Source organism: Streptomyces sp. NPDC039462, from assembly GCF_055639375.1.
Genome location: NZ_JBVKAO010000006.1, coordinates 315,682 through 341,233 on the forward strand (window position 1 = coordinate 315,682; position 25,552 = coordinate 341,233).

Below are 25,552 nucleotides of genomic sequence, written 5' to 3' on the forward strand. Positions count from 1 at the left end.
CCGCTCAGTCTCGTACGCATACGTAGATGGCCGTCCCCGGGATCAGGTTTCCGCGCAGCGGGGACCAGCCGCCCCACTCCTGCGTGTTCCAGGCGGGCCACTCCGGCTCCACGATGTCGACGAGCCGGAACCCGCCGGCCACGATGTCCCGCACCCGGTCGCCGATCGTCCTGTGGTGCTCCACGTACACGGCGTTGCCCTCGTCGTCCTGCTCCACATAGGGAGTGCGGTCGAAGTAGGAGGCCGCTACGGAGAGACCCTCCGGACCCGGCTCGTCCGGGAACGCCCAGCGGATGGGGTGGGTCGCCGAGAAGACGAACCGGCCGCCGGGCCGCAGCACCCGGCGCACCTCCTTGAGGACCTGCACGGGGTCGGCGACGAACGGCATCACGCCATAGGCGGAGCAGACGAGGTCGAAGGAGCCGTCCTTGAAGGGCAGCACTCCCGCGTCGGCCTGGACCAGCGGTACGTTCCCGCCGATCCGCAGCGCGTGCTGGAGCTGGCGGTGCGAGAGGTCGAGGGCGACCGGGCGGGCGCCCTGCGCGACCAGCCAGCGCGAGCACTGCGCGGCACCGGAGCCGATCTCCAGGACGTCCTTGCCCTTGAGCTCCTCGGGCGGACCGAGCAGCTCGGCCTCCACCTCGTCGAGCCCCTCGGGACCCCACACGAAGCGGTCGTCCCCGAGGAACGTGCCGTGCTCGATCTGGTACTCGTCGGCGTTCCGGTCCCACCAGCCGCGGTTGGCGCGACTGCTCTCCGTGACATCGGCGTCACGCCGGGTGGCCTCGGGCTCGGGCGGCGGTGCGGACTCTTGGATGATGGGCTCCATCGTCGTAATCTTCCGTATCTTCCGCGGCCCTGGCCGACATCTCGGCGCGAAGGGGCGCGGTGCGGCCCGTGTGGCCTCAGGCGACAGGTTTTGTGCCGGGTATGCGGCGTTACGCCCCGGGTGTGCGCCTTCGCGCATTGACCCTGTCCGGCTGCCCCCGTATGCTACAAGTTGCGCTGCGAGCCTGCGCTCCTCAGACATAGCAGGCTGCGCTCGCGTCTGTTGTATGTCCCCTCGGTTGTCGAGGCGCCTTCCGTTTCGCGGAAGTCGCGCTTCCTAGGCTGTCCGGCTTCTGCAGAGCGAAATCGGCTCCCGGCGTTGCAGTACCTACGACTTCAATGTCCGTACCGGAGCCCTAACCCACATGACGAGCAGCACCGAGACCACCGCCACCACCCCGCAGGTAGCGGTCAACGACATCGGTAACGAGGAAGCCTTCCTCGCCGCGATCGACGAGACGATCAAGTATTTCAACGACGGCGACATCGTCGACGGCGTCATCGTGAAGGTCGACCGGGACGAGGTCCTGCTCGACATCGGTTACAAGACCGAAGGCGTCATCCCGAGCCGCGAGCTCTCGATCAAGCACGACGTCGACCCGAACGAGGTCGTCAAGGTCGGCGACGAGATCGAGGCCCTGGTTCTCCAGAAGGAGGACAAGGAAGGCCGTCTCATCCTGTCCAAGAAGCGCGCTCAGTACGAGCGTGCCTGGGGCACGATCGAGAAGATCAAGGAAGAAGACGGCATCGTCACCGGTACCGTCATCGAGGTCGTCAAGGGTGGTCTCATCCTCGACATCGGCCTCCGTGGCTTCCTGCCGGCCTCCCTCGTCGAGATGCGCCGCGTCCGCGACCTCCAGCCCTACGTGGGCAAGGAGCTCGAGGCCAAGATCATCGAGCTGGACAAGAACCGCAACAACGTGGTCCTGTCCCGCCGTGCCTGGCTCGAGCAGACCCAGAGCGAGGTCCGCCAGACCTTCCTCACGACCCTGCAGAAGGGCCAGGTCCGCTCCGGCGTCGTTTCCTCGATCGTCAACTTCGGTGCGTTCGTGGACCTCGGTGGCGTCGACGGTCTCGTCCACGTCTCCGAGCTCTCCTGGAAGCACATCGACCACCCCTCCGAGGTTGTCGAGGTCGGCCAGGAAGTCACCGTCGAGGTTCTCGACGTGGACATGGACCGCGAGCGTGTCTCCCTGTCGCTCAAGGCGACGCAGGAAGACCCGTGGCAGCAGTTCGCCCGCACGCACCAGATCGGGCAGGTTGTTCCCGGTAAGGTCACCAAGCTCGTTCCGTTCGGTGCGTTCGTGCGCGTCGACGAGGGCATCGAGGGCCTGGTCCACATCTCCGAGCTGGCCGAGCGCCACGTGGAGATCCCGGAGCAGGTCGTCCAGGTCAACGACGAGATCTTCGTCAAGGTCATCGACATCGACCTCGAGCGTCGCCGGATCTCGCTGTCGCTGAAGCAGGCCAACGAGTCCTTCGGCGCCGACCCGTCGGCCGTCGAGTTCGACCCGACCCTGTACGGCATGGCCGCGTCCTACGACGACCAGGGCAACTACATCTACCCCGAGGGCTTCGACCCCGAGACCAACGACTGGCTCGAGGGCTACGAGACCCAGCGCGAGGCCTGGGAGACCCAGTACGCCGAGGCGCAGCAGCGCTTCGAGCAGCACCAGGCTCAGGTCATCAAGTCCCGCGAGGCCGACGCCCAGGCCGAGGCCGAGGGTGCGGCGGCTCCGGCCGGCGCCGCTCCGGCCGCGTCCAGCGGTGGCGGCGGCGGTTCGTACTCCTCGGAGTCGGACGACAACTCCGGTGCGCTGGCTTCGGACGAGGCGCTCGCCGCGCTTCGTGAGAAGCTCGCCGGCGGCCAGAGCTGAGGCTCGCCTCTAGGCGGTTGTAGCTGAACACAGCGGGCCCGCATCCCTTCGGGGGTGCGGGCCCGCTGTGCTGCCCCGTCGCGGCGGCGGGCCCCGTCAGGGGCGCGGGGAACTGCGCGAGCAACCACGGAAGTGCCGCAGACGCGTCTGCCCGGTCGCTGTCCCGTCGCGTCTGCGGCATGTCTTGGGCTGATCGCGCAGTTCCCCGCGCCCCTGACAGGGCGCCGCCGCCTATGGCGTGACCGGGATGTTGGTCAGGCCCCTGCCGCCCGTCACCGTGTTGCTCGCGTACACCGTCGTCCTGCAGTTGGTGCTCTGGTTCGTGACGTTGATGGCCAGTTGTTTGTCGCCCGTCGCGCCCGTCAGGGTCGACTTGTTGCCGCGGAAGACCGTGCCGCAGCCCCAGCCGGACTGCTGGGTGTGGGTCTCGTAGCCGTTGTTGAGGGTGTTCTTGCCGGTGTTGTTCTCGATGACGTAGTTGTTGCCCTTCACGTCGACCCACGAGTCGTCGTAGTGGTTGCCGGTGAGGCCCCTGCCGTCGAAGGTGTTGCCGGAGACCTTGCCGCCCGTCGTGCCCTCCTTGAGGTCGATCGCCTCGCCGCCGACGTCCGGGCCGATGGTGTTGCCGATGATCTGGACGTTGTCGCTCTTGTCGGAGAGCGTGTTGGCGGTGCCCACGTAGACGCCCTCTCCCATGCCGCGACCGTCGTTCCCCGTGTCGTGGATGCGTGAGTTCCTGATCACGCCGTCGCTGCTCGACTTCCGGAAGTGGACGCCCTCCATGTCGAGGCCGTGGACCGTGACGGTGTCCACGACGACGCCCCTTGCGGAGTCGATCATGATGCCCTTCTGGCCGCCGGTGACGGTGATGCCCTTCACCGTCCAGTACGCGGCGCCGTTCAGATGCAGGCCGTAGCCGCCGCCCGCCTTGAGCACCGCCTTCGGCGAGCCGGTCAGCGTGATGCGGGAGCCGGCGCTCGCGGCCACGGTGGTCTTGAAGTTCCCGGAGTACGTGCCGTCGGCGAGGTGGATCGTGTCGCCGGGGGAGGCGTCGGTGAGCGCCGCCTTCAGCTGGGCGGCCGTGGAGACCTCGATGGTCCGCGCGGGCGTCGCGGCGGAGGCGGAGACGGCCAGGGTCGCGGAGGCGGTCGCCGCCGTGAGCAGGGTCGCGGTCGCCAGCAGGGTTCGTCGGGTGCGCATGGGGGTGACCTTCCCGTCGGGAGCGTGGCGTTCATGAGGGTTCTTGTACGTGAACTCAAGGTGTGCATATGAACGTTGAGAAGGTAGAGGCGGGGCATGTGCGCGTCAAGGTATGGACCAGGGGTGGCCGGCCCGTCGGCGAGAGGGAGGTGCGGGGCGCGTGGCGGGAATGCGCGTGTCTCCGCGTGCGTTCTCCGTTACGAACACGAGGAGGAGCGGTCACAGTGCTTGATCCGCAGGGTTTGTACGCATGGGAGCCGAAGGGCCTCGCCGTCGTAGACATGGCGCTCGCCCAGGAGTCGGCCGGACTGGTCATGCTCTACCACTTCGACGGATACATCGACGCGGGCGAAACCGGCGACCAGATCGTCGAGCGGCTCACGGACAGCCTCCCCGGGCAGGTGGTGGCGAGATTCGACCACGACCGGCTCGTGGACTACCGCGCCCGCCGCCCGCTGCTCACCTTCCGGCGCGACCGCTGGAGCGAGTACGAGGAGCCGACGCTCGACGTCCGCCTCGTCCAGGACGCCACCGGCGCGCCCTTCCTGCTGCTCTCCGGGCCCGAGCCCGACGTCGAGTGGGAGCGTTTCGCCAAGGCCGTCCAGCAGATCGTGGAGCGGCTCGGGGTGCGCCTCTCCGTGAACTTCCACGGCATCCCCATGGGCGTCCCGCACACCCGCCCCGTGGGCCTCACTCCGCACGGCAACCGCACCGACCTGGTGCCGGGCCACCGCAGCCCCTTCGACGAGGCCCAGGTGCCGGGCAGCGCGGCCTCCCTGGTGGAGTACCGCCTCTTGGAGGCCGGTCACGACGTGCTGGGCGTCGCGGCCCACGTCCCGCACTACATCGCGCGCTCCACGTACCCGGACGCGGCCCTCACGGTCCTGGAGGCGATCACCGCCGCCACCGGCCTGGTGCTGCCCACCGTCGCGCACGGACTGCGCACCGAGGCGCACCGCACCCAGACCGAGATCGACCGGCAGATCCAGGAGGGCGACGAGGAGCTGGTGGCGCTCGTCCAGGGCCTTGAGCACCAGTACGACGCGGCGGCGGGCGCGCAGGACCGGGGCAACATGCTCGCCGAGCCGGCGGACATCCCGTCCGCCGACGAGATCGGCCGCGAATTCGAGCGCTTCCTCGCGGAGCGGGAGGGCGACGCGTGACGGCAGGCCCGCCCGGGGCCTGTCCGCTCGGCAGGCCCTAAGCTGCCGGTCATGCTGAAAGTAGGCCTGACCGGCGGAATCGGTGCCGGCAAGAGCGAGGTGTCGCGGCTGCTCGTCGCGTCCGGTGCCGTGCTGATCGACGCGGACAAGATCGCGCGTGAGGTGGTGGCGCCGGGAACTGCCGGACTGGCTGCCGTCGTCGAGGCCTTCGGGCGGGAGGTGCTCGCTCCGGACGGCTCCCTGGACCGGCCGAAGATCGGCGCGATCGTCTTCGCCGACGCCGAGAAGCTGGCCGTCCTGAACTCCATCGTGCATCCGCTCGTGGGCGCCCGCTCCGCCGAGCTCGAACGGTCCGCGTCCGATGACTCGGTGGTCGTCCACGACGTGCCCCTGCTCACGGAGAACGGCCTCGCATCGCTGTACGACGTCGTGGTCGTCGTCGACGCGAGCCCCGAGACGCAGCTGGACCGCCTGGTGCGGCTGCGCGGCATGAGCGAGGCGGACGCCCGCGCGCGGATGGCCGCGCAGGCGACCCGCGAGAAGCGCCTCGAGGTCGCGGACATCGTGATCGACAACGACGGCCCGCTGGACGGCCTCGCGGAGCGGGTCGCCGAGGTCTGGACGGACCTCGCTCGAAGAGCCCACGACTGAGAGAGCGCCCCGTAAGGGGCGCGGGGAACTGCGCGAGCAACCACAACCAAACCCGCACCCGCCGCCGAACCGCTGCGGGCAGACGCGTCCGCGGCGTCACGGCGCGCCAAGAACGGCCCCGCGCGCGTGGGACAGCCGCGCGCGTGGGACACCTGCGCGCATGGGACACCTGTGCGGAATAGGCGAGGGTGCGGCGGGCGTTGACACGGGGAAGCGAGGGAAGGAGCCCGGCGTGCCCGAAATCACCCCGGAGACTCATGTCATCGATTTCCGTGCGGCGGAGCAGCTCCTCGCCGCCCGGGACCCGCGTGGCGCGGTGAAGCTGCTCGACACCGTCATCGCCGCCCACCCCGAGAACACGGCGGCCCGCCTGCTGCGGGCGCGCGCCTTCTTCGCCGCCGCGCAACTGCGCGCCGCGGAGCTGGAGTTCAGCATCGTCCTGGAGCGCGAGCCGGACAACGCCTTCGCGCACTTCGCGCTCGCCCGCACCTACGAGCGCGCCTCACGCCCCGAGCAGGCCCGCCGCCACTTCCGGCTCGCGGCCGCCCTGGACCCGCAGCCGGAGTACCTGGCGGCGGCCCGCTTCGACGACTGAGACCGGAGGGGCGCCGCCCGGCGCGAGGGGCTGAAAGGCCGGGCTAGGGGGCGTCCGGCGGATCGTAGGGCGGGATGTCCCTGCCCGGCTGATAGTGCGCACCCTGACGCATCCGGTGCACGACCCACGCCAGATCGGCGGCGACCACCACCAGCAGCACCCCGCACGCCACCGCCCACCCGGCCCTCCCGGCGAGGGCGAAGGCGACGGTGCCGAAGCCTGCCCAGACAAGGCCCCATACGCTGAACCACAGGCGCATCCGCAGCGGACTGCGTGCGGTCACCGGTTCACTGCCTGTGCGCATCATGAGCGGTCATCTCCTCCTTTACAGGATAAAGAGGGTGGGAACGTGCTGGAAGCGCTCAGGTCCGACGAACGGCTCGCCGCCTGGCTCCGCGAGCTGGAGAGCGCGGGGGAGCCGTGCGCCGAGGCGGTGCTGCCGGAGGCCGACGAGCTGCCGGACGTGCTCCTCGACCTCGCCGTGCCGCACGAGGACATCAACCCCCTCGTGGCGCTGCGCGGCCGGCTGTGGGCCGACCCGGAGGCGCGGTGGCTGCTCGACCGCTGTGTGGACGCCGTCGTGCGCGACATGGGGGAGGTCGGCCGCAGCGGCCGTATCCTGGCGCTGCCCGAGGCGTGCGGTGAGCTCGGGCGCTGCTTCTACGTGTACGTGTTCGTGGCGGCGCTGGAGCACGTGCGTGCGTACCATCGCGAACGCGGCATCCCCGCCGACGTCTCCCGCCGCACCCTCGCCGACCTCGGACGCCACATGGCGGTGCACCGCAGGGCGCGCGGCGGCCGCGGCCTTCTCGCGACGGGGTGGCACAGCCTGCACTTCCGGGGCGAGCTGTATCAGTTGGGGCGCCTGCAGTTCGAGCGTGCCGTGCTGGACGAGCGCATGGGGGCCGCGGCCGCCGCCGCAGGGCATCCGGCGGGCCCGGGCGACCCCTGTCTGAGCCTGCACATCACCGACTTCCGGGGGCCGTTGACGCCTGAGGCCTGCGACCGGTCGATATCCCTGGCGCGGGAGTTCTTCGCCCGGCACTTCCCGGAGGAACGATATGAGACAGCCGTCTGTCACTCCTGGCTGCTCGACCCGCAGCTGAGGGACCACCTGCCCGAGGATTCGAACATCGTCCGCTTCCAGCGGCGATTCCGTCTGACCGACGGTGGCGCGGCGGAGCCGGCGGACGGCGATCCCGTCGCCTTTGTCTTCGGGGACCGCGACCTTCCCGTGGCCGAACTCCCCAGGCGGACCAGGGTGGAGAGGGCCGTGGGCGACCATCTGCGGGCGGGCGGCCACTGGTACGGCGGACATGGCTGGTTCCCGCTGGAGGCGCCGGGGCCGTGAGGGGTTCGGGAACGGGGGCGGGGCGGCCTTCGTTGGCCGGGCATGAGCGTGGAGATGCGTGAGGGGTACGAGGGGACGGGACCCGGCGCGATCACGCCGGACGGCTGCGCGGTCGAGCTGTACACGCGCCTGTCCGTCGGGGACGAGCCGGAGGTCATCGCGGGCGCGGTGCCGGCCGGGGCGCACATTCTGGAGCTGGGCTGCGGCGCGGGCCGGGTGACCCGCCCGCTCCTGGAGCGCGGCTTCCGGGTGACCGCCGTCGACGAGTCCCCCGAGATGCTGGAGAAGGTCGCCGCACTCGACGGCGGAGTGCGGACGGTGCTGAGCCCGATCGAGCGGCTCGACCTGGACGAGAAGTTCCCGGTCGTGATGCTCGCCTCGTTCCTCGTGCACACCGGGGACACGGCGGTGCGGCGCCGCATGCTGCGGGCCTGCCGCGCGCACGTCACGGACCAGGGCTGCGTCCTGATCCAGCGGGAGGGCGCGGACTACCACACGAACCTCCCGAGAGAGCGCGTCGACCCTGGCGGCTACACGGTCCGGATCCTCTCGGCGGAGCCCGTCGGAGACGGCGTGAACGAGGTGCGCGCGGAGTACGTCTTCCCGGATGCCGTATGGACCCAGACTTTCCGCGCCCGCCCGCTCACTCCGGAACAGTTCGAGGAGGCGCTCGCGGAGGCGGACCTGAAGGTCGACAAGTACCTCACGGAGGACGGCACTTGGGTGCGGGCGGTCCCGGCGGGCTGAGGAGGAGCCGCCTGATGGAGCGGTGAGGTGCCTGGTGGAGCGATGAGTTTCGCGTGGGTGGCCGGTCTGTATCGGTGACAGCGCAACGGCCTGAGGCCCCGCCCACCGAGGAGACCACGATGTCCGCCACCACCGCCCCACTGCACACCTCGAACACTCCGAGCACCGCAAGCACCCCGGCCACCTCCTCCACGCGCAGCCGTGGCGCCCGCATCACCCTGCGTACCCTCCAGGTGCTGCTCGGCGTGTTCTTCGGTGCCGGGAGCGGTGCGCCCAAGCTGATCGCGCACCCGACCGCCGTCGAGGCCTTCGACAAGCTCGGCTGGGGCGCACCGGGGATGTACACCATCGGGGCGCTGGAACTGCTCGGCGGGATCGCGCTGTTGCTCCCGCTGCTCTCCTCGGTCGCCGCCACGGCGTTCATCGGGCTGATGATCGGTGCGTTCATCGTCTCCGTCTCCGCGCTCGGCGGTGAGAACGCGGCCACGCCGCTGGTCCTCATCCTGCCGCTGGCGTGGATCGCCTGGGCGAGGCGCGAGGAGACGGCGAAGCTCATCGCCCGCCTGTGGCGGTGACGTGCCCGGCCGGCGCGGTACGGGTCGACTGCATCAGCTGCGGAGAGGCCTCAGCAACACGCCGTCGTGCGCGGCGTGTTGCTGAGGCCTCTCCGTGTTCCGCGCCCGTTCCCCGAGCGGTCAGGCCTTCGGTGTCCGGAGGCGTTCCATCTCGCGGCGGTCCCGCTTCGTGGGGCGGCCCGTGCCGCGGTCACGGATGCCCGCGGGGGCGACCGCCTCGCGGGGCGGCGGGGGCGGGGAGTTGTCGACGTAACACTCGACGGCGACCGGCGCGCCGACGCGCTTGCGGATGAGGCGCTTGACGATCACGACGCGCTCCCGGCCGCCCGCCTGCCGCAGCCGCACCTCGTCGCCCACGTGCACGCCGTACGAGGGCTTGACGCGCTCGCCGTTGACCCGGACGTGGCCGCCCTTGCACGCGGCGCCGCCGGCCGAGCGGGTCTTGACGAGACGGACCGACCAGATCCAGCTGTCGACGCGCACCGAACCCTCGCCCGCCGAAACGCCGCCCGAACCGCCGCCCGAACCGCCGCCCGAACCGCCGCCCGGACCGCCTCCCGGGCCGCCGCCCGTCCCGCCGCCCCCTGTAGCTGAAGTCTCCGAAGCCATGTGTCGACCTTAGTCCGGCTCCGGCGCGGCCTGCCGGGCTCCCGGCGAGCCGTCCGGAAACCGCTGAACCCCGCCACCCATAATCCGGACGAATCACGGTAATCGGTCCGAACGTGACGTACGACTCCCAGGGGTGCTGTTCATGACGTCTTTCGAAGCCACCGCCGACGCTCTGATGGACGGGCTGCGGGCCGACCTCGTACGGCTCGCCTCGATCCCCTCGATCGCCTTCCCCGGATATCCGCCCGAGCCGGTCGAGCAGGCCCACGACCTGGTGGCCGGGCTGTTGCGCGACGCCGGTGTCCCGCGTGTGGAGCGGCTCGACCTGCCGGACACCGCCCCGGTGATCCTCGGCGAGATCCCGCCCCCGGAGCCGGGCGCGCCGACCGTCCTGCTCTACGGCCACTACGACGTGCAGCCGCCGGGCGACCTGTCGCTGTGGAAGTCGCCGCCCTTCGAGCCGACCCCCGTCGAGGGCGGCCTGCGCGGCTGCGGCGTCGCGGACGACAAGGCCAACGTCATCGCCCACCTGGGCATGGTGCGGGCCTACGGAGGCCGCCCGCCGGTCGGCGTCAAGCTGGTCATCGAGGGGCAGGAGGAGTACGGCAGCGCCTTCGAGAACCACCCGCCCACCGACCCCGAGCGGTTCGCCTGCGACGCCATGGTGATCGCCGACCACGGCAACATCCGCCCCGGCACCCCCACCCTCGCCACCGGACTGCGCGGCGCCTGCGAAGTGGTCGTCGAGGTCCGCACCCTCGACGAGCCGCGCCACAGCGGCGAGTTCGGGGGCGCCGCGCCCGACGCGCTGCTCGTCCTGCTCAAGGCGCTCGGCACCCTCCACGACGTACACGGGGATGTCGCGGTCGAGGGGCTGCGACGCGAGGACTGGACCGGCACGACGTACACGGAAGAGGAGTTCCGCTCCCTGGCGGGCGTGCGCGAGGGGGTGCCGCTGATCGGCAGCGGCAGTCTCGGCGAGCGGCTGTGGAGCGGACCCGCCATCACCGTGATCGGCCTGGACGCGCCGAGCGTCGACCACGGCGTGTCCGCGGTCGTGCCGTACGCCAGGGCCAGGCTGAACCTGCGCTTCCACCCGCAACAGGACCCGAAGGAGGCCCAGGGCCGGCTCGTCGCCCACCTGCGCTCGCTCAAGCCCTTCGGCATCCCGCTCACCGTCAGGCCCGGCGCCGCAGGCCCCGGCTACCAGGCGGCCACCGGTGGCCCCGCCTACCGTGCCGCACGCGCCGCCCTGAAGGAGGCCTGGGGCACCGAGGCCTCGTACGTCTCGACCGGCGGTTCCATCCCGCTGGTCAACGGCCTCGCCAAGGCGGCGCCCGGCGCGGAGGTCCTGCTCTTCGGCGCCCAGGACACCATGTGCAACCTGCACGCGCCGAACGAACGCGTCCTCTTCTCGGAGCTGCGCAACACCGTCGTCGCGCTGTGCGCCTTCGTACGGGAGTACGCGGCGGACTTCCGGACGGCGGGCGGCGCCGCGTGAGCACCAGCCACGCGCCGGTCGGCGGGGACCCGGCCGAAGGCCCCTCGGGCGAGCGCGGGAAGCGCACGTTCACCTTCCCCAGCGCCCTGACCGTCCTCGCCGTCGTCACCCTCGCCGTCTGGCTGCTCGCCTTCCTCGTCCCGTCCGGGCAGTACGACCGTGACAGTTCCGGCGCGCCCGTCGAGGGCACCTACCACCGCGTCGACTCCGGGCAGTCCTTCGTCGACCGGCTCAACGACCTGTTCCTCGCGCCGGTCAACGGACTCTACGGAGTCCAGGACGAGAAGACCTCGCTGGTCGCGCCCGACAACGTCGGCGCGCTGTACGGCAGCGCGGGCGTCTTCCTGTTCGTGCTGGCCATCGGCGCTTTCATCACCGTCGTGTTCGCGACCGGCGCCCTCGACCGCGGCATCGGGCGGCTCGCGCACCGGCTGCGCGAGCGCGGGGCGCTGCTCATCGCCGGTGTCATGGCCGTCTTCTCCGTGCTCGGCACGGTCGAGGGCTTCGCCGAGGAGACGCTCGGCTTCTACGGCCTGATCGTGCCGCTCATGCTCGCCCTCGGCTACGACCGCATGACCGCAGTCGGCGTGATCATCCTCGGTGCGGGGGTCGGCGTGCTGTGCTCGACCGTCAACCCCTTCGCGACGGGCGTCGCCTCGTCCGCCGCGGGCATCTCGCTGGGCGACGGCATCGTGCTCCGCTTCGCCATGTGGGCCGTCCTGACCGGCGTCACGGTCGCGTACGTCATCCGCTACGCCCAGCGGGTCCGGCGGGATCCGGAGCGGTCCCTGTCCGGGTTCCTGCCGGGCGACCGGGACCGCGATCGGACGGCGGAGGGGACGAGCCGGGCGGCGGACGAGGTGCCGGAGCTGACCCGGCTGCACAAGGCGGTCCTCGTCGCCACCGCGCTGGTCTTCGCCTTCATGATCTTCTCGGTGGTGCCCTGGTCGAGCGCGCTCACGGGCAAGGCCGACGCGCGGCCGTACGGCTTCGAACTCGGCTGGTCCTTCCCGCAGTTGGCGGCCCTCTTCCTGTGCGCCGCCGTCGCCGTCGGGCTCGTCGCGCGGATGGGGGAGCAGCGGCTCAGCTCCACGATCGTCCAGGGCGCGGCCGACTTCGTCTCGCCCGCCCTGGTCATCCTGCTCGCCCGCGGCGTCACGACGATCATGAACAACTCGAAGATCACGGACACCGTGCTGCACTCCATCGAAGGGGTGGTGAAGGGCACGTCGTCGGGGCTCTTCGCGGTCATCGTCTTCCTCGTGAACCTGCCGCTCGCCTTCCTGATCCCCTCCACCTCGGGCCACGCCACGCTCGCCATGCCGATCCTCGCCCCGCTCGCCGACTTCGCCGGCGTCTCGCGCGCGGTCGTCGTCACCGCCTGGCAGGCGGCCAGCGGCTGGATGAACCTGTGGGTGCCGACGACGGCGGTGACCATCGGCGGGGTGGCGCTCGCGAAGGTCGGCTACGACAGGTACCTGCGGTTCGTGTGGCCGCTCCTCGCCGTGCTCGCCGTCCTCGTCTGCGCGTTCCTGGCGCTGGGCGCCGCGCTGACCTGAGAGGGCCCCGGAGCGTGTGGACAGCGGACGCCAGGGCATGCGGACGGCGAGAGCCGCACACGGCGCCGACCAGGACATACGTACGGTGGAGGGCATGGAAGGCCTGAGCGAACTGGACCAGCGGATCACCGGGTGCCGCGCCTGCCCCCGACTCGTCGAGTGGCGCGAGGAGGTCGCGCGCACCAAGCGCGCCGCCTTCGCCGACTGGACGTACTGGGGGCGCCCGGTGCCGGGCTTCGGCCCGTCCGACGCCGCGCTCCTGCTCGTCGGCCTCGCGCCCGCCGCGCACGGCGCCAACCGCACGGGCCGCATGTTCACCGGCGACCGCTCGGGCGAATTCCTCTACCCGGCGCTGTACGACGTCGGGCTCGCCTCCCGCCCCACCGCCGAGAGCGCCGACGACGGCCTGACGCTGTACGGCACCCGCATCACCTCGCCCGTGCACTGCGCCCCGCCCGCCAACAAGCCCACCACGGAAGAGCGCGACACCTGCCGCTCCTGGCTGGTGAGCGAGTTGAAACTGCTCGCGCCGACGCTCAGGTCGGTGGTCGTGCTCGGCGGCTTCGGCTGGCAGGCCGCGCTGCCCGCCTTCGCGGCCGCGGGCTGGCAGGTGCCGAAGCCGCGCCCGGCCTTCGGGCACGGCGCGCACGTGCGGCTGGCGGGCGGCCCCGGGCTGGAGCCGCTCGACGTCTTCGGCTGTTTCCACGTCAGCCAGCGCAACACGTTCACCGGGCGCCTCACGCCCGCGATGCTGCGGGAGGTGCTGCGCTCGGCGGCCTTCGAGGCGGGCCTGCACCCGAACGGCCCAGCAGAGTGAGCCGCGCCCGGCACTGATTCCTAGCGTGAGGACGTGGACGAGACTCGCGCGGCCAACCCTGCCGGTACCTCCGGGGCCGGCCCCTCAGGCACCTCCGCCGCCCAGCCCTCCGACGCCCTCGGGGTCAGGCCCTCCGGCGCCGCCTATCGCAATCTGGCCGTGGCGACCATCGGCTTCACGCTCACCTTCTGGGCCTGGGACCTGGTGGCGCCGCTCGGCAGCGACTTCAAGGACCGCCTTGGCCTGAGCTCCTTCGAGCAGTCCCTCCTGGTCGCCGTGCCGGTGATCGTCGGCTCGCTGGGCCGGGTGCCGGTCGGCGCCCTGACCGACCGGTACGGCGCCCGGCTGATGTTCCCGCTCGTCTCGGCGCTCACCATCGTCCCGGTGCTGCTGATCATTCCGGCGAGGAACAGCTTCGGCGCGATGCTCGCGGTCGGTTTCCTGCTCGGCCTCGGCGGGACGACGTTCGCCATCGGCATCCCGCTGGTCAACTCCTGGTTCCCGCCCGCCCGCAGGGGCTTCGCGCTCGGCGTCTTCGGCATGGGCATGGGCGGTGTGGCGCTCTCCGGGTACTTCACGCCGCGCATCGCCGAGCACGGCGACAACCTGCCGTACCTCATCGTGGCGATCGCGCTCGCCACCTTTGCGGTGCTCGCCGCGTTCCTCATCAGCGACCGCCCCGACCGGCCCGTGCCCACCAGCTCCCTCGGCACCCGCCTCGGGCAGGCCGGGCGGCTCCGCGTGACCTGGGAGCTGTCCGCGCTCTACGCGATCGGCTTCGGCGGGATCGTCGCCTTCGGCGTGTACCTGCCGACGTATCTGAAGACCTGGTACGACCTGTCGCCCACCGACGCCGGGACCAAGGCGGCCGGATTCGCGCTCGTCACCGTCGTCTTCCGGCCGGTCGGCGGCTGGCTCTCGGACCGGCTCCACCCGGCCACGGTCACCACCGTCGCCCTCGCGGTGGTCGCCCTCTTCGCCGTCGTGCAGGCATTCGATCCGGCCCTGTATCCGGTGGGCACGATCTGCTTCCTGGTCATGGCGGCGGGCCTCGGCACCGCGAGCGGCAGCGTCTTCGCCCTCGTCTCCCAGGTGACCCCGCAGCCCCAGGTCGGCTCCGTCACCGGCATCGTGGGCGCGGTGGGCGGCCTCGGCGGGTTCGTGCCGCCGCTGGTCATGGGCGCCATCTACAGCGCCAAGGACTCGTACTCGATCGGCTTCATGCTCCTCTCCGACCTGGCGCTCGCGGGCTGCGTGTACGCGTACGGGCGGATGCGAAACGCCCGTGCGGAGTGAGGCGGGCAGCATCTAGGCTGCCCCGATGGGCCTCTACCCGGACATCGAACCCCACGACAGCGGCATGCTCGACGTCGGTGACGGCAACCGCGTGTACTGGGAGGTCTGCGGCAATCCGCACGGCAAGCCGGCCGTGGTCCTGCACGGCGGCCCCGGCTCCGGCTGCACGCCCTTCTTCCGCCGGTACTTCGACCCCGACGCGTACCGGATCGTGCTGCTCGACCAGCGCGGCGCGGGCCGGTCCACGCCGCCCGCGAGCGACCCGGCCACCGACATGGGCGTCAACACGATCAAGCACCTGATCGGCGACCTGGAGCTGCTGCGGCGCCACCTGGGCGTCGAGCGGTGGCTCGTGTGGGGCGTGTCATTCGGATGTGTGCTCGGCCTGCGGTACGCGCAGACGCACCCGGACCGGGTCTCGGAACTGGTCCTCACCGGCATCGCCACGGGCAGCCGCGCCGAGGTGGAGCTCCTGACACGGGGGCTCGGCCGGATCTTCCCCGAGGCGTGGCGGGCGTTCCGCGACGCGGTGCCGGAGAAGGACCGGGACGGCGACCTGGCCGCCGCCTACAACCGGCTCCTGGAATCACCCGACCCGGCCGTGCGGGCCGCCGCCGCGCGGGCCTGGACGGACTGGGAGACGGCGTTCGTGCCCGCGCCCCCGAGGTCCGTCCCCCGCTACGAGGACGCGGACTTCCGGGCCCGCTTCGCCCGCACCGTCACGCACTACTTCGCCCACGACCACTGGCTGGGCGGCGACGAGGTCGTCCTGCGCGACGCGCCCTCCCTGGCGGGCATCCCGGGCGTACTGGTCCAGGGCAGCCTCGACTTCGGCAACCTCCTGGGCGTCCCGTGGCGGCTCCATCAGGCGTGGCCCGGCAGCGAACTCGTCCTCGTGGACGACGCGGGACACAACGCGGGGGCGCGGGGCATCGCGGAGGCGCTGACGGCGGCGACGGACCGGTTCCGGCGGCCCTGACCCGGTGGCCCCCGTCGGACCGCTCTTCCGGGTGAACTGCCGGGGACGGGCCCCGGCCGCGGCACATCGATCGCCCACACTCCGGGGAAAGCGCCGACCACCGCCGGCGCCGGATCAGTTCGAACGACTGGAGCCGCCCGGTGTCCCAGCAGCCCTTCCGCCGTTCCCGCCCGCGACCCCGACGCACCCTGACCCGAGCGGCCCTCGCCGCTGCCCTGCTCCTCGGCGCGGCGGTGACCGGCGGCGCGGCGGCACACGGAGTGGGGTCCGCGGAGCCGGCCGACCCCGTCCCGGCCGAGCCCGCCTCGGTCGACCCCGTCCCGGCCGAGCCCGTCTTCTGGGTCGACCCGCACAGCGCCGCGGTCCGCCAGGTCGCGGAGTGGCAGGCGGCGGGCCGCACGGAGGACGCCCGCCTCATCGAACGCATCGCGGGCCGCCCCCAGGCCGTCTGGCTCAGCGACGAAGATCCCGGCGCGGTCGTCCGCACCCATGTCGAGGCGGCGGCGATGGCGGGGCGCACCGCGGTCCTCGTCGCCTACTTCGTCCCGCACCGCGACTGCGGCGCGCACTCCGCGGGCGGCGCCCGCGACGCCGCGCACTACCGCCGGTGGATCGACGACTTCGCCTCCGGACTCGGCACCCGGGGCGCGTACGTGATCCTGGAACCGGACGCCGTCGCCCAGCTGGTGGCGGGCTGCCCGCAGGCCGACGCCGACGAGCGGTACGAGCTGCTCGCCCACGCGGTCCAGCGCCTCAAGCGGCAGCCGAACACCAAGGTGTACGTCGACGCGGGGAACGCCGCCTGGATCCCCGACGAGCAGCGCCTGGTCGCCCCGCTGCGCCGCGCCGGGATCGCCGAGGCCGACGGCTTCGCGCTGAACGTGTCCAATCACCAGACGGACCAGGTGAGTTCGGACTACGGCCACCGGCTCGCCGCGGCACTCGGCGGTGACAAACACTTCGTCATCGACAGCAGCCGCAACGGCAACGGCCCCTACGCGGGCAGCCAGCCGTGGTGCAACCCACCGGGCCGCGCCCTCGGCACACCGCCCACCGCCCGCACCGGCACGCCGCTGCTCGACGCCTACCTGTGGGTCAAGCGCCCCGGCGAGTCCGACGGCACGTGCCGGGGCGGGCCGCGGGCGGGCCAGTGGTGGCCGGAGTACGCACTCGACCTGGCACGCAGGTCCCGTGGCTAGTCCCGGCCACCGGGGCCACCGGGACCACCGGGGCCGTCGGGGACGACCGCGGTGGCGGTGATCTCGACGAGCTGGCCGCGGTAGCCGAGGCAGGACGTGCCGAGCAGCGTCGAGGTGTGCGGGCCCGCGTGCAGGTCGGTGCCGCGGACGACGTCCCACGCCGTACTGAGCGCCGCGGGTTCGTCGCCGACCACGTACACGGTGCTGGCCACCACCTGCGACAGGTCGCTGCCCACCGCGCGCAGGGCCTCGTCGAGGTTGGCGATGACCTGCTCGGTCTGGCGGGCGATGTCGCCCTCCCCGACGAGGTTCCCCTCGGGGTCCAGCGGGACGGAGCCCGCCATGAAGGCGAGCCGGGTGCCTGCTTCGACGACGGCGGCGTGGGCGTATCCGGGCGGCGGGAAGAGGGTGGGGACGACGGTGCGGGTGGGTGTGGTGGTCCGGGCGGGTGTGGTGGTGCGGTCCGGGGAGGTCATGCCGCGATCGTGCGGGAATTGGGTCGCGTACGCATCCGAATTTCCCCGCCCTCCGCTCACCTCGCCTCAGCGCACCGCCGCTGGTGAACTTCCGCCCCGTACGCGGAGGGTGGGCCTGCCCGAGCCGTCCGCGGGGGTCGACCAGATGTCCTGTTTGCGGCCGTCCTCGCCCGGCAGGGCGTACGCGAGGGTGTCGTCGTCCAGCCAGGCGGCCTGGTCGTCGACGTTGCGCCGCTCGGCGAGAGGGCGCTCCCGCATCGTCCGGAGGTCGAGGACGTACAGCCGCCAGGGGTCCCGGGTCCCCTTCCGCACCCGCTTCTTGAAGGCGACGCGGGTGTTGTCGGGGGAGAGCGAGGGGCATTCGACGTTCGAACGCAGGGCGGTCGCCGCCCACTTCTTCATGTCGCCGCGCACGAGGTACGTCCTGCCCTTGGTCGAGACGGTCGCGTAGAAGACGTTGTCATCCCTGGTGAAGGTCACGCCCCAGTAGTTGACGTCGGGGGAGTGGTAGCGGCGGCCGTCGAGGGTGAGGGGGATCTCCTCCATGTTCTTGATCAGGTAGCCGGTGCGGGTGTCCAGGATCGAGGTGCGGGTGGAGAAGGACGAGCCCGCGTAGGAGTCGCCGGTGGCGAACATCGTCCAGGACAGCATCCGGCCCGATGCCGAGACCCGGGCCCGATTGGGTATCCCGGTGAGCGCGATGCGGCGCTTCTCGCGGAGCTCGGCGTCGAGGACGACGGCGTACGACTTGGGCGGGATCCCGGCGCGGCGCTGGAGGCACAGGCCGGTGTCCGCGGCGGCGTAGAAGCGCTCGCAGGAGGGGCCGCCGGTGGTGCGGGCCGCGTCCGGGACGGCCTTGTCGGACACGGGGAGGCGGGCGACGCGGCCCGCGCCCGCCTCCGTGCTGCGGAAGTAGAGGTTCCCCCGGTCGAGGCCGAACTCCGACGTGGCGTCGGCGGACTGGGCGTCCTGCGCCGCGTGCACGGTGTAGGCGACGGCGACGCCCGCGAGCACGGCGGCGGCCGCGGCGACGGCCACGATCCGGGAGCGGAGGGAACGGAACGTACCGACGGTGTCGGCGGTATCGGCGGTACCGGTCGCACCGGTGTCAGGAGGCGAGGTCATGTCGGCCTTTCGGAGGACGGAGCAGGGCGGCCGCCCCGGCGAGCGCCCCGGTCAGTGCGAGCGCCGCGCAGGTCAGCGCGGTCCCGACGCCCCACAGCGTCCACGCCGCACCGAACCCGGCCGCGGCGAGGAGCCGGGCCAGCGCCTGTCCGGTCTGCAGGACGGCCATGCCGCTGGCCCGCCGCTCCTGGGCGACGACGGGGGCGACGAGGGCCATCAGGACGCCGTCGGTGGCGGCGTAGAAGACACCGAGCAGCAGCAGTACGCCGATGAGCAGGGGCCAGCCGTCGGTGGGGGAGAGCAGCAGGAGGTAGCCGCCGAGCAGCGCCACGTGCCCCGCGAGGAACGGCACGCGGCGTCCGGTGCGGTCGGCGAGCCGCCCGGCCGGCACGGCGAGCAGCAGGTACACGGCGGCGGAGCCCAGCGGAAGCAGCGGGAACCACGAGACCGCGAAGTCGAGCCGCCGCTGGAGGAGGAGGTAGAGGAACGCGTCACCGATGGTGGCCGCGCCGAGCAGCGCGGCGGCGACGAGGACGCGCCGGAAGGCGGGAACGCGGAGCAGGTCCAGCGCTTTGGCGCGCCGCGCGCCGGAACCGGCCGCCGGCTTCCCCGGCACCGGCTCCATCGCGGCCTGTGCCCGGTGCCCCGGCACGAACGCGATCAGCATCAGCACCCCGAGCAGCCCGAAGCAGAAGCTGACCACGAACACGGCGTCGTACGCGTCGGCGGTCGCCCACAGCAGCGCGAACGCGGCGAGCGGCCCGAGCAGCGCGCCCGTCGTGTCCATCGCCCGGTGCACGCCGAAGGCGCGGCCCAGCGCGTCGGGCGGGCTGCTCAGCGAGATGAGCGCGTCGCGCGGCGCGGTGCGCACGCCCTTGCCGATGCGGTCGGCGGCGAGCGCCGCGCCGATCCCGGCGGTGGCGCCGCCCGCGAGCAGCAGCCCGAGCCGGGACAGCGCGGAGAGGGCGTAGCCGCCGCCCGCCACCAGCTTGTGCCGCCCGCCGCGGTCGGCGGCGTAGCCGCCGGCCAGCCGCACCAGGGCCGTGACTCCGTTGTAGAGCCCGTCGAGGAAACCGAACTGGAGGGGTGAGAGGCCGAGTTGGAGGACGAAGTAGAGCGGCAGGACGGCGGTGACCATCTCCGAGGAGATGTCCGTGACCAGGCTGACCGCGCCGAGCGCGAGGACGGGGCCCGCGACGCGGCCGCGCCGGGCCTCGGACTTCTCCGAGGCCTTGGCGACCGCGTCGGTGGAGGCGAGGTACATGGCGCTCGTCTCAGCGGCAGGTGTACGACGGGCTGGTGTCCTTCGTCGAGCCGTCCGTGGCGACGAGGTTCCAGGAGAACCCGGTGTCGGTGAAGTTCAGCTTGATGACGCCGAAGGTCTTGGTGATCCGCTTCTGGCTGTTGGGCTGTACCTCCTCGATGTCGTACGGGTTGGCGCCGCCCATGCCGGCGAGCAGCTCGACGATGCCCTCGGAGTCCGCCTTGCCGTCGGCGTTCTGCGGGGCGAACCGTTCGTAGTGGTGGTCGTGGCCGTTCATGACGAGCTCGGCCTTGTTCGCCTGGAGCAGCTTCCAGACCGGGCGGCTCACCGGGTCGTTGCCGTGCCCTCCGGAGGAGAAGAGGGGGTGGTGCCAGTACGCGGCCACACACTTCTTGGAGTTGGCGGCGAGGTCGTCCTTGAGCCAGTCGATCTGCTCGTCGTCGTCGAAGCTGTTGGAGTCGAGGGCGATGAAGTGCCAGTTGCCCTGGTCGAAGCTGTAGTAGCTCTTGCCGTCGGGGTAGGCGACGGAGCCGAAGTAGGACTTGTAGCCGGCGAGCGCGCCCGCCGGGTCGTAGGTCTCGTGGTTGCCGGGGACGGGGCGGGTCTTGCTCTTGAAGGCGCCCCAGGTCTTGTCGTAGTAGTTCTTGAAGTCCTTCAGGCGCGCGTCGTCGTACTGGTTGTCGCCCATGGTCATGACGAAGGACGGGTTGATCTGCTTGACCAGGGCCGCGGTCTTGGGGTGCTTGCAGCTGCTGCTGCTCGCGGTGCACTGTTCGGCGATGTCACCCGCGGCGACCGCCGTGAAGGCTCCCGCCCTCGGCGCCGCGGCGGGGAAGGCGCCGGCCTCTTCGGCGGGCGACCAGAGCAGCACGCCGCCGACGAGGGCGAGCGAGGCGCCGGTGGCGATGGGGATGCCCCAACGGGCCCTGTGCGTACGGGAGTTGCTCGTGCGGGGGTTCATGGCGCGGGGGGTGGGAGGCATGTCCGTCTCCTCGGTTGGCGTGGGGGTGCCGGGCCGTCTCGGGGAATCCTGGCGATGCGGCATGTGCGCGTCAATGACTCGGGACGATAATTGTTAGGAAAGTTTCCTTCCAGCTGCTCGACCCGCGTTGTCAGTGGCCTCGCCTAGGGTGGCGAGCACGGGTGACAGGTGGCGTGAGCAGGGGCTGAGTGAGGCGGCGATGTCGGTGGCGATGACGGCGGAGGAGGGGCACGCCCTTCGGCGCACCCTTCTCGTGCGTTCCTGCGCCGCCGTCTTCCTTCCGGCCGAGGTGCCCCGGGAGGGACGGCTCGCCTTCTGGCGGCCGGACGGCGGAGAGCTTCCGGACGTGGCGGTGGCGGAGGGGGAGCTGGCGGGCGAGGCGGTGCCCGAGGCGGAGCCGGCGAGCGTGACCGCCGGGCGCGGGGGAGGACTGTCGGGCGAGGCTGCCGGGCGCGGGGGAGGGCTGTCGGGCGAGGCTGCCGGGCCCGAGGGCGAGCTGTCGGGTGAGGCCGCTGGACCCGAGGGTGAGCTGTCGGGTGAGGCCGCCGGGCCCGAGGGTGAGCTGTCGGGCGAGGCCGCCGGGCCCGAGGGCGTACGGGAAGGGCTGCGCGGCGCCACGCGGGGCGACCTCGTCGTCGCACGCAAGCACGGCAAGGGTGCCCGCGCCCGCACCGTCCCCGCCCTGTTCCTGCCCGTCGCCGACGCCGTGTCGCTGCTGCTCCGCACCGCGGACCTGCACCCCGCCGCGGCCTGCTGGGCCGCAGCCGCACGGCACGCGCTGCACCTGGCCGCGCGGGGCAGGCTGCTGCCCGGCCTGACCGCCGGGGACATGGACGCGTGGCGGGCGGGGCCGCTGGACGAGGCCGACGTCGCGCACCTGCGGGCCATCGCCGCGGCGCTGCCCGCCGAGGCGCACGCGGTGCCGCTCGCGGGACCCGGGCCGCTGCGGCTGCCGCAGCCGTTCGCCCTGGTCAGAGCCTTCGTCGACGCGGTGGTCGACGCCCTGCCGCGCACCCCCGCGGCCGCGCACGCGGTCGGTGCGCCTTTCGCCGCGCGTGCGCCGCAGCACCTGCCGGGCGCGCGGGAGTGGGCCGCCGAGGTCGCCGCGGGAATGGACGCCGGCGTGCGGGTCTCGCTCCGCCTCGACCTGCGGGCGCACGAAGTGTTCGACGGGGGCGAGTACTGCCGGGACGGCACGGACGACACCGGCGACGGCGCGGGCGGCTCCCCGGCCGCCGCCGTCGTCCAGGTGCACAGCCTCGCCGACCCGGCACTCGTGACGGACGTGCCGGGACTCTGGGCGGGCACCGACCACTTCGGCCCGCGCGCCCGCGTCGACACCCTGCTCGCGCTGCGCCGCGCGGCCCGCGTGTGGCCGCCGCTCGGCAGACTCCTGGAGCGGCCGCGCCCCGACGTGCTGCCGCTCAGCGAGGAGGAGTTGTACGACCTCCTGGGCGCGGCGGCAGGACGGCTCGCCGCGGCCGGCGTGGCCGTCCACTGGCCGAGGGAGCTCACCCGTGGCCTCACCGCCACCGCCGTGGTCCGCCCGGCCCCCGGCACCGCCGCCGACAACTTCGACTTCTTCAAGACCGAGAAGCTTCTCGAATTCCGCTGGCAGGTGGCGTTCGGCGACCAAGCCGAGCCGCTGACCGACGCCGAGCTCGACGTGCTGGCGGAGGCGCACCGCCCGGTCGTCCGCCTCCGCGACCAGTGGGTCGTCGTCGACCCCGAAATGGTCCGCAAGGCGCGCAAGCGGGACCTCGGCCTGCTCGACCCGGTCGACGCCCTGTCCGTCGCGCTCACCGGCACGGCCGAAGTGGACGGCGAGCGCGTGCCCGCCGTCCCCCTCGGCGCGCTGGCCCGGCTGCGCGAGCGCGTGACGGGCGACCTCGACGTGCTCGCCCAGCCACCGGGCCTGCACGCCACCCTCCGGGACTACCAGCTCCGCGGTCTTGCCTGGCTCGACCGCATGACCTCCCTGGGCCTCGGCGGCTGCCTCGCCGACGACATGGGCCTCGGCAAGACCATCACGGTCATCGCCCTCCACCTGCACCGCAGGCACCCCGCCCCGACACTCGTCGTCTGCCCCGCGTCGCTCCTCGGCAACTGGCAGCGGGAGATCGAGCGGTTCGCGCCGGGCGTGCCGGTGCGCCGCTTCCACGGGACGGGCCGCACCCTCGCGGGCCTGGACGCCACCGGCGGCTTCGTCCTCACCACGTACGGGACGATGCGCACGAGCGCGCCCGAGCTGGCCGGGCAGGCCTGGGGCCTGGTCGTCGCGGACGAGGCGCAGCACGTCAAGAACCCGCACGCGGCGACGGCGAAGGCGCTGCGCACGATCCCCGCGCAGGCCAGGGTCGCGCTCACCGGCACCCCCGTGGAGAACAACCTCTCCGAGCTGTGGGCGCTCCTCGACTGGACGACGCCGGGGCTGCTCGGCCCCCTGAAGGCGTTCCGCGCCCGCCACGCGCGCCTCGTGGAGGGCGGTGAGACGGCTGAGAACGACGAGGCGCTGGAGCGCCTGGCCCGGCTGGTCCGCCCCTTCCTCCTGCGCCGCAAGAAGTCCGACCCGGGCATCGCCCCGGAGCTGCCTCCGAAGACCGAGACCGACCACCCGGTCACCCTCACCCGTGAGCAGACCTCGCTGTACGAGGCGGTGGTGCGCGAGACGATGGCCCGCATCGAGGCGTCGGACGGCATGGCGCGCCGCGGCCTGGTCATGAAGCTGCTGATGGCGCTCAAGCAGATCTGCAACCACCCCGCGCAGTACCTGAAGGACGGCATGCTCACGACGCGCACCGGCCGCCCCCGCTCGGGCAAGCTGGAGTTGCTGGACGAGCTCCTCGACACGATCCTCGCCGAGTCGGAGAGCGCGGGCGCGGTCCTGATCTTCACGCAGTACGTCCAGATGGCCCGCCTCCTGGAAGCACACCTGACCGCCCGCGGCATCCCCAGTCAGCTCCTGCACGGCGGCACCCCGGTCGCGCGCCGCGAGGAGATGGTGGACCGCTTCCAGTCCGGCGAGGTCCCGGTCTTCCTGCTCTCCCTGAAGGCGGCGGGCACGGGCCTCAACCTCACCCGGGCAGGCCACGTGATCCACTACGACCGCTGGTGGAACCCGGCGGTGGAGGAGCAGGCCACCGACCGCGCGTACCGCATCGGCCAGACCCAGCCGGTCCAGGTCCACCGCCTGGTCACCGAGGGCACGGTCGAGGACCGCATCGCCGAACTCCTCGCGGCGAAGCAGGCATTGGCGGACGCGGTGCTCGGCGACGGCGGCGAGGCGGCCCTCACGGAGCTGTCCGACGCGGAGCTCGCGGACCTCGTGGCGCTGAGGAGGACGGCATGAAGCCGCGGAGCGGACCGGCAGGACACGGCGGTGGCCTGGGCCGGGCCAGCGCAATGAGCGAGACGAGCCGCATGGGCAGCGGCCGCGTCTTCCCCGCCCTGCCCGCGAACCCCGACCCCGGCGCCCCCTTCGCCACCTCCTGGTGGGGCAACGCGTGGCTCGACGCGCTGGAGGGCAGCGCCCTGGACCAGGCCCGCCTCGCCCGCGGCCGGGCGTACGCGCGCGAGGGCGCGGTCGACACCATCACCGTCGCCCCGGGCCGCATCGTCGCGTACGTCCACGGCAGCCGCCCCCGTCCGTACCGCGCGGAGATCCGCCTGCGGACGATGCTGCCCGAGCACTGGGACCGCTTCCTCGACGCCGTGGCCACCGACCCCGCGCGCATCGCGGCACTGCTCGACAAGGAGATGCCGCACGCCCTGGCCGACGCGGCGACCCGGGCCGACGTCCCGCTCCTGCCCGGAGCCCGCGAGCTGGCCCCCGCCTGCACCTGCCCGGACCGGGGCCACCCCTGCAAACACGCGGCCGCCCTCGCCTACCAGACGGCCCGCCTCCTGGACGCGGACCCCTTCGTGCTCCTGCTGCTGCGCGGCGGCGAGGAACAGGACCTCCTGGACGAACTGTCGCGCAGGAACACGCGGTTGTCGGCGGCGGAGCAACACGAGTCGACGGCACGCCGGCAGCCCGACCCACACGCACCCGCGACCACCCGGCCCCAGACCACCCCCGACCCCGACCTCCCCACCCTCCCCGCGCTCCCGAGCGTCCTGGCACGAGAGGCCCTGGCCACGGAGTACCGCTCCCCGCTCCCGGCCCCTCTCCCCCCACCGGCGCACGCGGGCGAACCCCCGGTCCTCCCATCCATGCCCGGCGCGCCGGACCCGACAGCGCTGGAGTTCCTGGTGACGGACGCGGCGGCCCGCGCCCACGCGTTCCTCACGACGGGCACGGACCCCTTCACGGCCGTGTCCCCCTGGCACGACGCGGTCCGCCTGGCCGCCTCGCACCCCGGCCTCACCGGCCGCCGCACATTCAGCCGCCAATTCGCCGAACTGGCCAGGTCCGTGGGGCGCACCCCCGCCGACCTCTCCCGGGCGGCGGCGGCCTGGCGCCAGGGCGGCGAAGAGGGCCTGACGGTCCTCGAATCCCCCTGGGACCCCCCGGCGGGCCACTTCGACCGCGCCCGCGGCGCCCTGACCGCGGCGGACCTCCCCCGCATGACGATCCACCACAACCACCTCACGAACCCCGAAGGCACCCTCCAACTCCGCTACGGCCACGACAACCGCTGGTACCCGTACCGAAGCGAGCCGGGCGCGGACGACTGGTGGCCCGAGGGGGAGGCGGACGTGGATCCGGTGGGGGCGCTGGCTGGGGTGACGGAGGCGTAGGGCGGCCCGGGTCCGTCG

23 protein-coding genes are annotated in these 25,552 nt (G+C 72.6%); 15 read left to right on the forward strand and 8 right to left on the reverse strand.

Annotation, left to right across the window (positions count from 1 at the left end; all coding sequences use genetic code 11):
• Nucleotides 1-4: 4 nt before the first annotated feature.
• Entirely contained in the window at nucleotides 5-829 is an 825-nt protein-coding gene (locus ACZ7LU_RS29750; protein ID WP_468311111.1) for a class I SAM-dependent methyltransferase, read from the reverse strand.
• A gap of 364 nt (nucleotides 830-1,193) precedes the next feature.
• Here ACZ7LU_RS29750 and rpsA point away from each other — a divergent pair, with 364 nt between their 5' ends.
• Entirely contained in the window at nucleotides 1,194-2,705 is a 1,512-nt protein-coding gene (gene rpsA / locus ACZ7LU_RS29755; RefSeq protein ID WP_358588030.1) for a 30S ribosomal protein S1, read from the forward strand.
• A 231-nt stretch (nucleotides 2,706-2,936) separates the two neighbouring features.
• On the opposite strand, the gene ACZ7LU_RS29760 is transcribed toward rpsA, so the two are convergent.
• Nucleotides 2,937-3,905, reverse strand: coding sequence for a right-handed parallel beta-helix repeat-containing protein (locus ACZ7LU_RS29760; RefSeq protein WP_471918500.1), 969 nt, complete (start codon nucleotides 3,903-3,905; stop codon nucleotides 2,937-2,939).
• A 224-nt stretch (nucleotides 3,906-4,129) separates the two neighbouring features.
• On the opposite strand from ACZ7LU_RS29760, the gene ACZ7LU_RS29765 reads away from it, so the two are divergent.
• From ACZ7LU_RS29765 to ACZ7LU_RS29775, 3 genes are all read left to right on the forward strand, one after another.
• Nucleotides 4,130-5,068, forward strand: coding sequence for a PAC2 family protein (locus ACZ7LU_RS29765; RefSeq protein WP_398307403.1), 939 nt, complete (start codon nucleotides 4,130-4,132; stop codon nucleotides 5,066-5,068).
• Nucleotides 5,069-5,119: 51 nt separating this feature from the next.
• On the forward strand, nucleotides 5,120-5,719 hold the full coding sequence (gene coaE / locus ACZ7LU_RS29770) for a dephospho-CoA kinase (RefSeq protein WP_471918501.1): 600 nt from the start codon (nucleotides 5,120-5,122) through the stop codon (nucleotides 5,717-5,719).
• Nucleotides 5,720-5,951: 232 nt separating this feature from the next.
• Nucleotides 5,952-6,314 (forward strand): tetratricopeptide repeat protein, encoded by a 363-nt coding sequence (locus tag ACZ7LU_RS29775; protein ID WP_398307407.1) that lies wholly within the window; start codon nucleotides 5,952-5,954, stop codon nucleotides 6,312-6,314.
• A 43-nt stretch (nucleotides 6,315-6,357) separates the two neighbouring features.
• On the opposite strand, the gene ACZ7LU_RS29780 is transcribed toward ACZ7LU_RS29775, so the two are convergent.
• On the reverse strand, nucleotides 6,358-6,618 hold the full coding sequence (locus ACZ7LU_RS29780; RefSeq protein ID WP_471918606.1) for a DUF6343 family protein: 261 nt from the start codon (nucleotides 6,616-6,618) through the stop codon (nucleotides 6,358-6,360).
• A gap of 129 nt (nucleotides 6,619-6,747) precedes the next feature.
• On the opposite strand from ACZ7LU_RS29780, the gene ACZ7LU_RS29785 reads away from it, so the two are divergent.
• The 3 genes from ACZ7LU_RS29785 (at nucleotide 6,748) to ACZ7LU_RS29795 (ending at nucleotide 8,987) form a co-directional block, all read left to right on the forward strand.
• Nucleotides 6,748-7,665, forward strand: coding sequence for an acyltransferase domain-containing protein (locus ACZ7LU_RS29785; protein WP_471918607.1), 918 nt, complete (start codon nucleotides 6,748-6,750; stop codon nucleotides 7,663-7,665).
• 42 nt (nucleotides 7,666-7,707) lie between these two features.
• Nucleotides 7,708-8,412, forward strand: a complete 705-nt coding sequence (locus ACZ7LU_RS29790) for a class I SAM-dependent methyltransferase (protein WP_470981064.1) — start codon at nucleotides 7,708-7,710, stop codon at nucleotides 8,410-8,412.
• A 119-nt stretch (nucleotides 8,413-8,531) separates the two neighbouring features.
• Nucleotides 8,532-8,987 carry a DoxX family protein gene (locus ACZ7LU_RS29795; protein WP_471918502.1) on the forward strand — a complete coding sequence of 152 codons (456 nt, stop codon included), beginning with the start codon at nucleotides 8,532-8,534 and terminating at the stop codon, nucleotides 8,985-8,987.
• A 120-nt stretch (nucleotides 8,988-9,107) separates the two neighbouring features.
• Here the strand turns inward: ACZ7LU_RS29795 and ACZ7LU_RS29800 are convergent, their stop codons facing one another.
• Entirely contained in the window at nucleotides 9,108-9,596 is a 489-nt protein-coding gene (locus tag ACZ7LU_RS29800) for an RNA-binding S4 domain-containing protein (protein WP_471918503.1), read from the reverse strand.
• A 142-nt stretch (nucleotides 9,597-9,738) separates the two neighbouring features.
• Between ACZ7LU_RS29800 and ACZ7LU_RS29805 the strand changes: the two genes are divergently transcribed.
• The 6 genes from ACZ7LU_RS29805 to ACZ7LU_RS29830 all read left to right on the forward strand — a co-directional run bounded on the left by ACZ7LU_RS29805 (nucleotide 9,739) and on the right by ACZ7LU_RS29830 (nucleotide 16,947).
• Nucleotides 9,739-11,097 (forward strand): M20/M25/M40 family metallo-hydrolase, encoded by a 1,359-nt coding sequence (locus tag ACZ7LU_RS29805; protein WP_471918504.1) that lies wholly within the window; start codon nucleotides 9,739-9,741, stop codon nucleotides 11,095-11,097.
• Between the two features lie 86 nt (nucleotides 11,098-11,183).
• The gene (locus ACZ7LU_RS29810) at nucleotides 11,184-12,656 is read left to right on the forward strand and encodes a YfcC family protein (protein WP_471918608.1); all 1,473 of its coding nucleotides are present in this window, start codon (nucleotides 11,184-11,186) and stop codon (nucleotides 12,654-12,656) included.
• A gap of 94 nt (nucleotides 12,657-12,750) precedes the next feature.
• Nucleotides 12,751-13,473 (forward strand): uracil-DNA glycosylase, encoded by a 723-nt coding sequence (locus ACZ7LU_RS29815; protein ID WP_398307813.1) that lies wholly within the window; start codon nucleotides 12,751-12,753, stop codon nucleotides 13,471-13,473.
• A gap of 153 nt (nucleotides 13,474-13,626) precedes the next feature.
• Complete coding sequence (locus ACZ7LU_RS29820) at nucleotides 13,627-14,769, forward strand: nitrate/nitrite transporter (protein WP_471918609.1); 1,143 nt, start codon at nucleotides 13,627-13,629, stop codon at nucleotides 14,767-14,769.
• A 25-nt stretch (nucleotides 14,770-14,794) separates the two neighbouring features.
• A complete protein-coding gene (pip, locus tag ACZ7LU_RS29825; protein WP_471918505.1) occupies nucleotides 14,795-15,748 on the forward strand; it encodes a prolyl aminopeptidase in 954 nt (317 codons plus the stop codon).
• Between the two features lie 140 nt (nucleotides 15,749-15,888).
• Entirely contained in the window at nucleotides 15,889-16,947 is a 1,059-nt protein-coding gene (locus ACZ7LU_RS29830) for a glycoside hydrolase family 6 protein (RefSeq protein WP_471918506.1), read from the forward strand.
• On the opposite strand, the gene ACZ7LU_RS29835 is transcribed toward ACZ7LU_RS29830, so the two are convergent.
• The 4 genes from ACZ7LU_RS29835 to ACZ7LU_RS29850 form a co-directional block, all read right to left on the reverse strand.
• Nucleotides 16,944-17,423 carry a RidA family protein gene (locus tag ACZ7LU_RS29835; protein ID WP_471918507.1) on the reverse strand — a complete coding sequence of 160 codons (480 nt, stop codon included), beginning with the start codon at nucleotides 17,421-17,423 and terminating at the stop codon, nucleotides 16,944-16,946. The two genes, ACZ7LU_RS29830 and ACZ7LU_RS29835, sit on opposite strands and share 4 nt — an antisense overlap.
• A 66-nt stretch (nucleotides 17,424-17,489) precedes the next feature.
• Entirely contained in the window at nucleotides 17,490-18,548 is a 1,059-nt protein-coding gene (locus ACZ7LU_RS29840) for a TolB-like translocation protein (RefSeq protein WP_471918508.1), read from the reverse strand.
• A complete protein-coding gene (locus tag ACZ7LU_RS29845; RefSeq protein WP_398307421.1) occupies nucleotides 18,532-19,812 on the reverse strand; it encodes an MFS transporter in 1,281 nt (426 codons plus the stop codon). Before ACZ7LU_RS29845 ends, ACZ7LU_RS29840 begins: the two co-directional genes overlap by 17 nt.
• A gap of 10 nt (nucleotides 19,813-19,822) precedes the next feature.
• Complete coding sequence (locus ACZ7LU_RS29850) at nucleotides 19,823-20,794, reverse strand: metallophosphoesterase family protein (protein ID WP_471918509.1); 972 nt, start codon at nucleotides 20,792-20,794, stop codon at nucleotides 19,823-19,825.
• A 199-nt stretch (nucleotides 20,795-20,993) separates the two neighbouring features.
• Between ACZ7LU_RS29850 and ACZ7LU_RS29855 the strand changes: the two genes are divergently transcribed.
• Together ACZ7LU_RS29855 and ACZ7LU_RS29860 are read left to right on the forward strand one after the other, a co-directional pair.
• Nucleotides 20,994-24,143, forward strand: coding sequence for a DEAD/DEAH box helicase (locus ACZ7LU_RS29855; protein WP_471918510.1), 3,150 nt, complete (start codon nucleotides 20,994-20,996; stop codon nucleotides 24,141-24,143).
• On the forward strand, nucleotides 24,140-25,534 hold the full coding sequence (locus ACZ7LU_RS29860; RefSeq protein WP_471918511.1) for an SWIM zinc finger family protein: 1,395 nt from the start codon (nucleotides 24,140-24,142) through the stop codon (nucleotides 25,532-25,534). Before ACZ7LU_RS29855 ends, ACZ7LU_RS29860 begins: the two co-directional genes overlap by 4 nt.
• The last annotated feature ends 18 nt before the right edge of the window (nucleotides 25,535-25,552 follow it).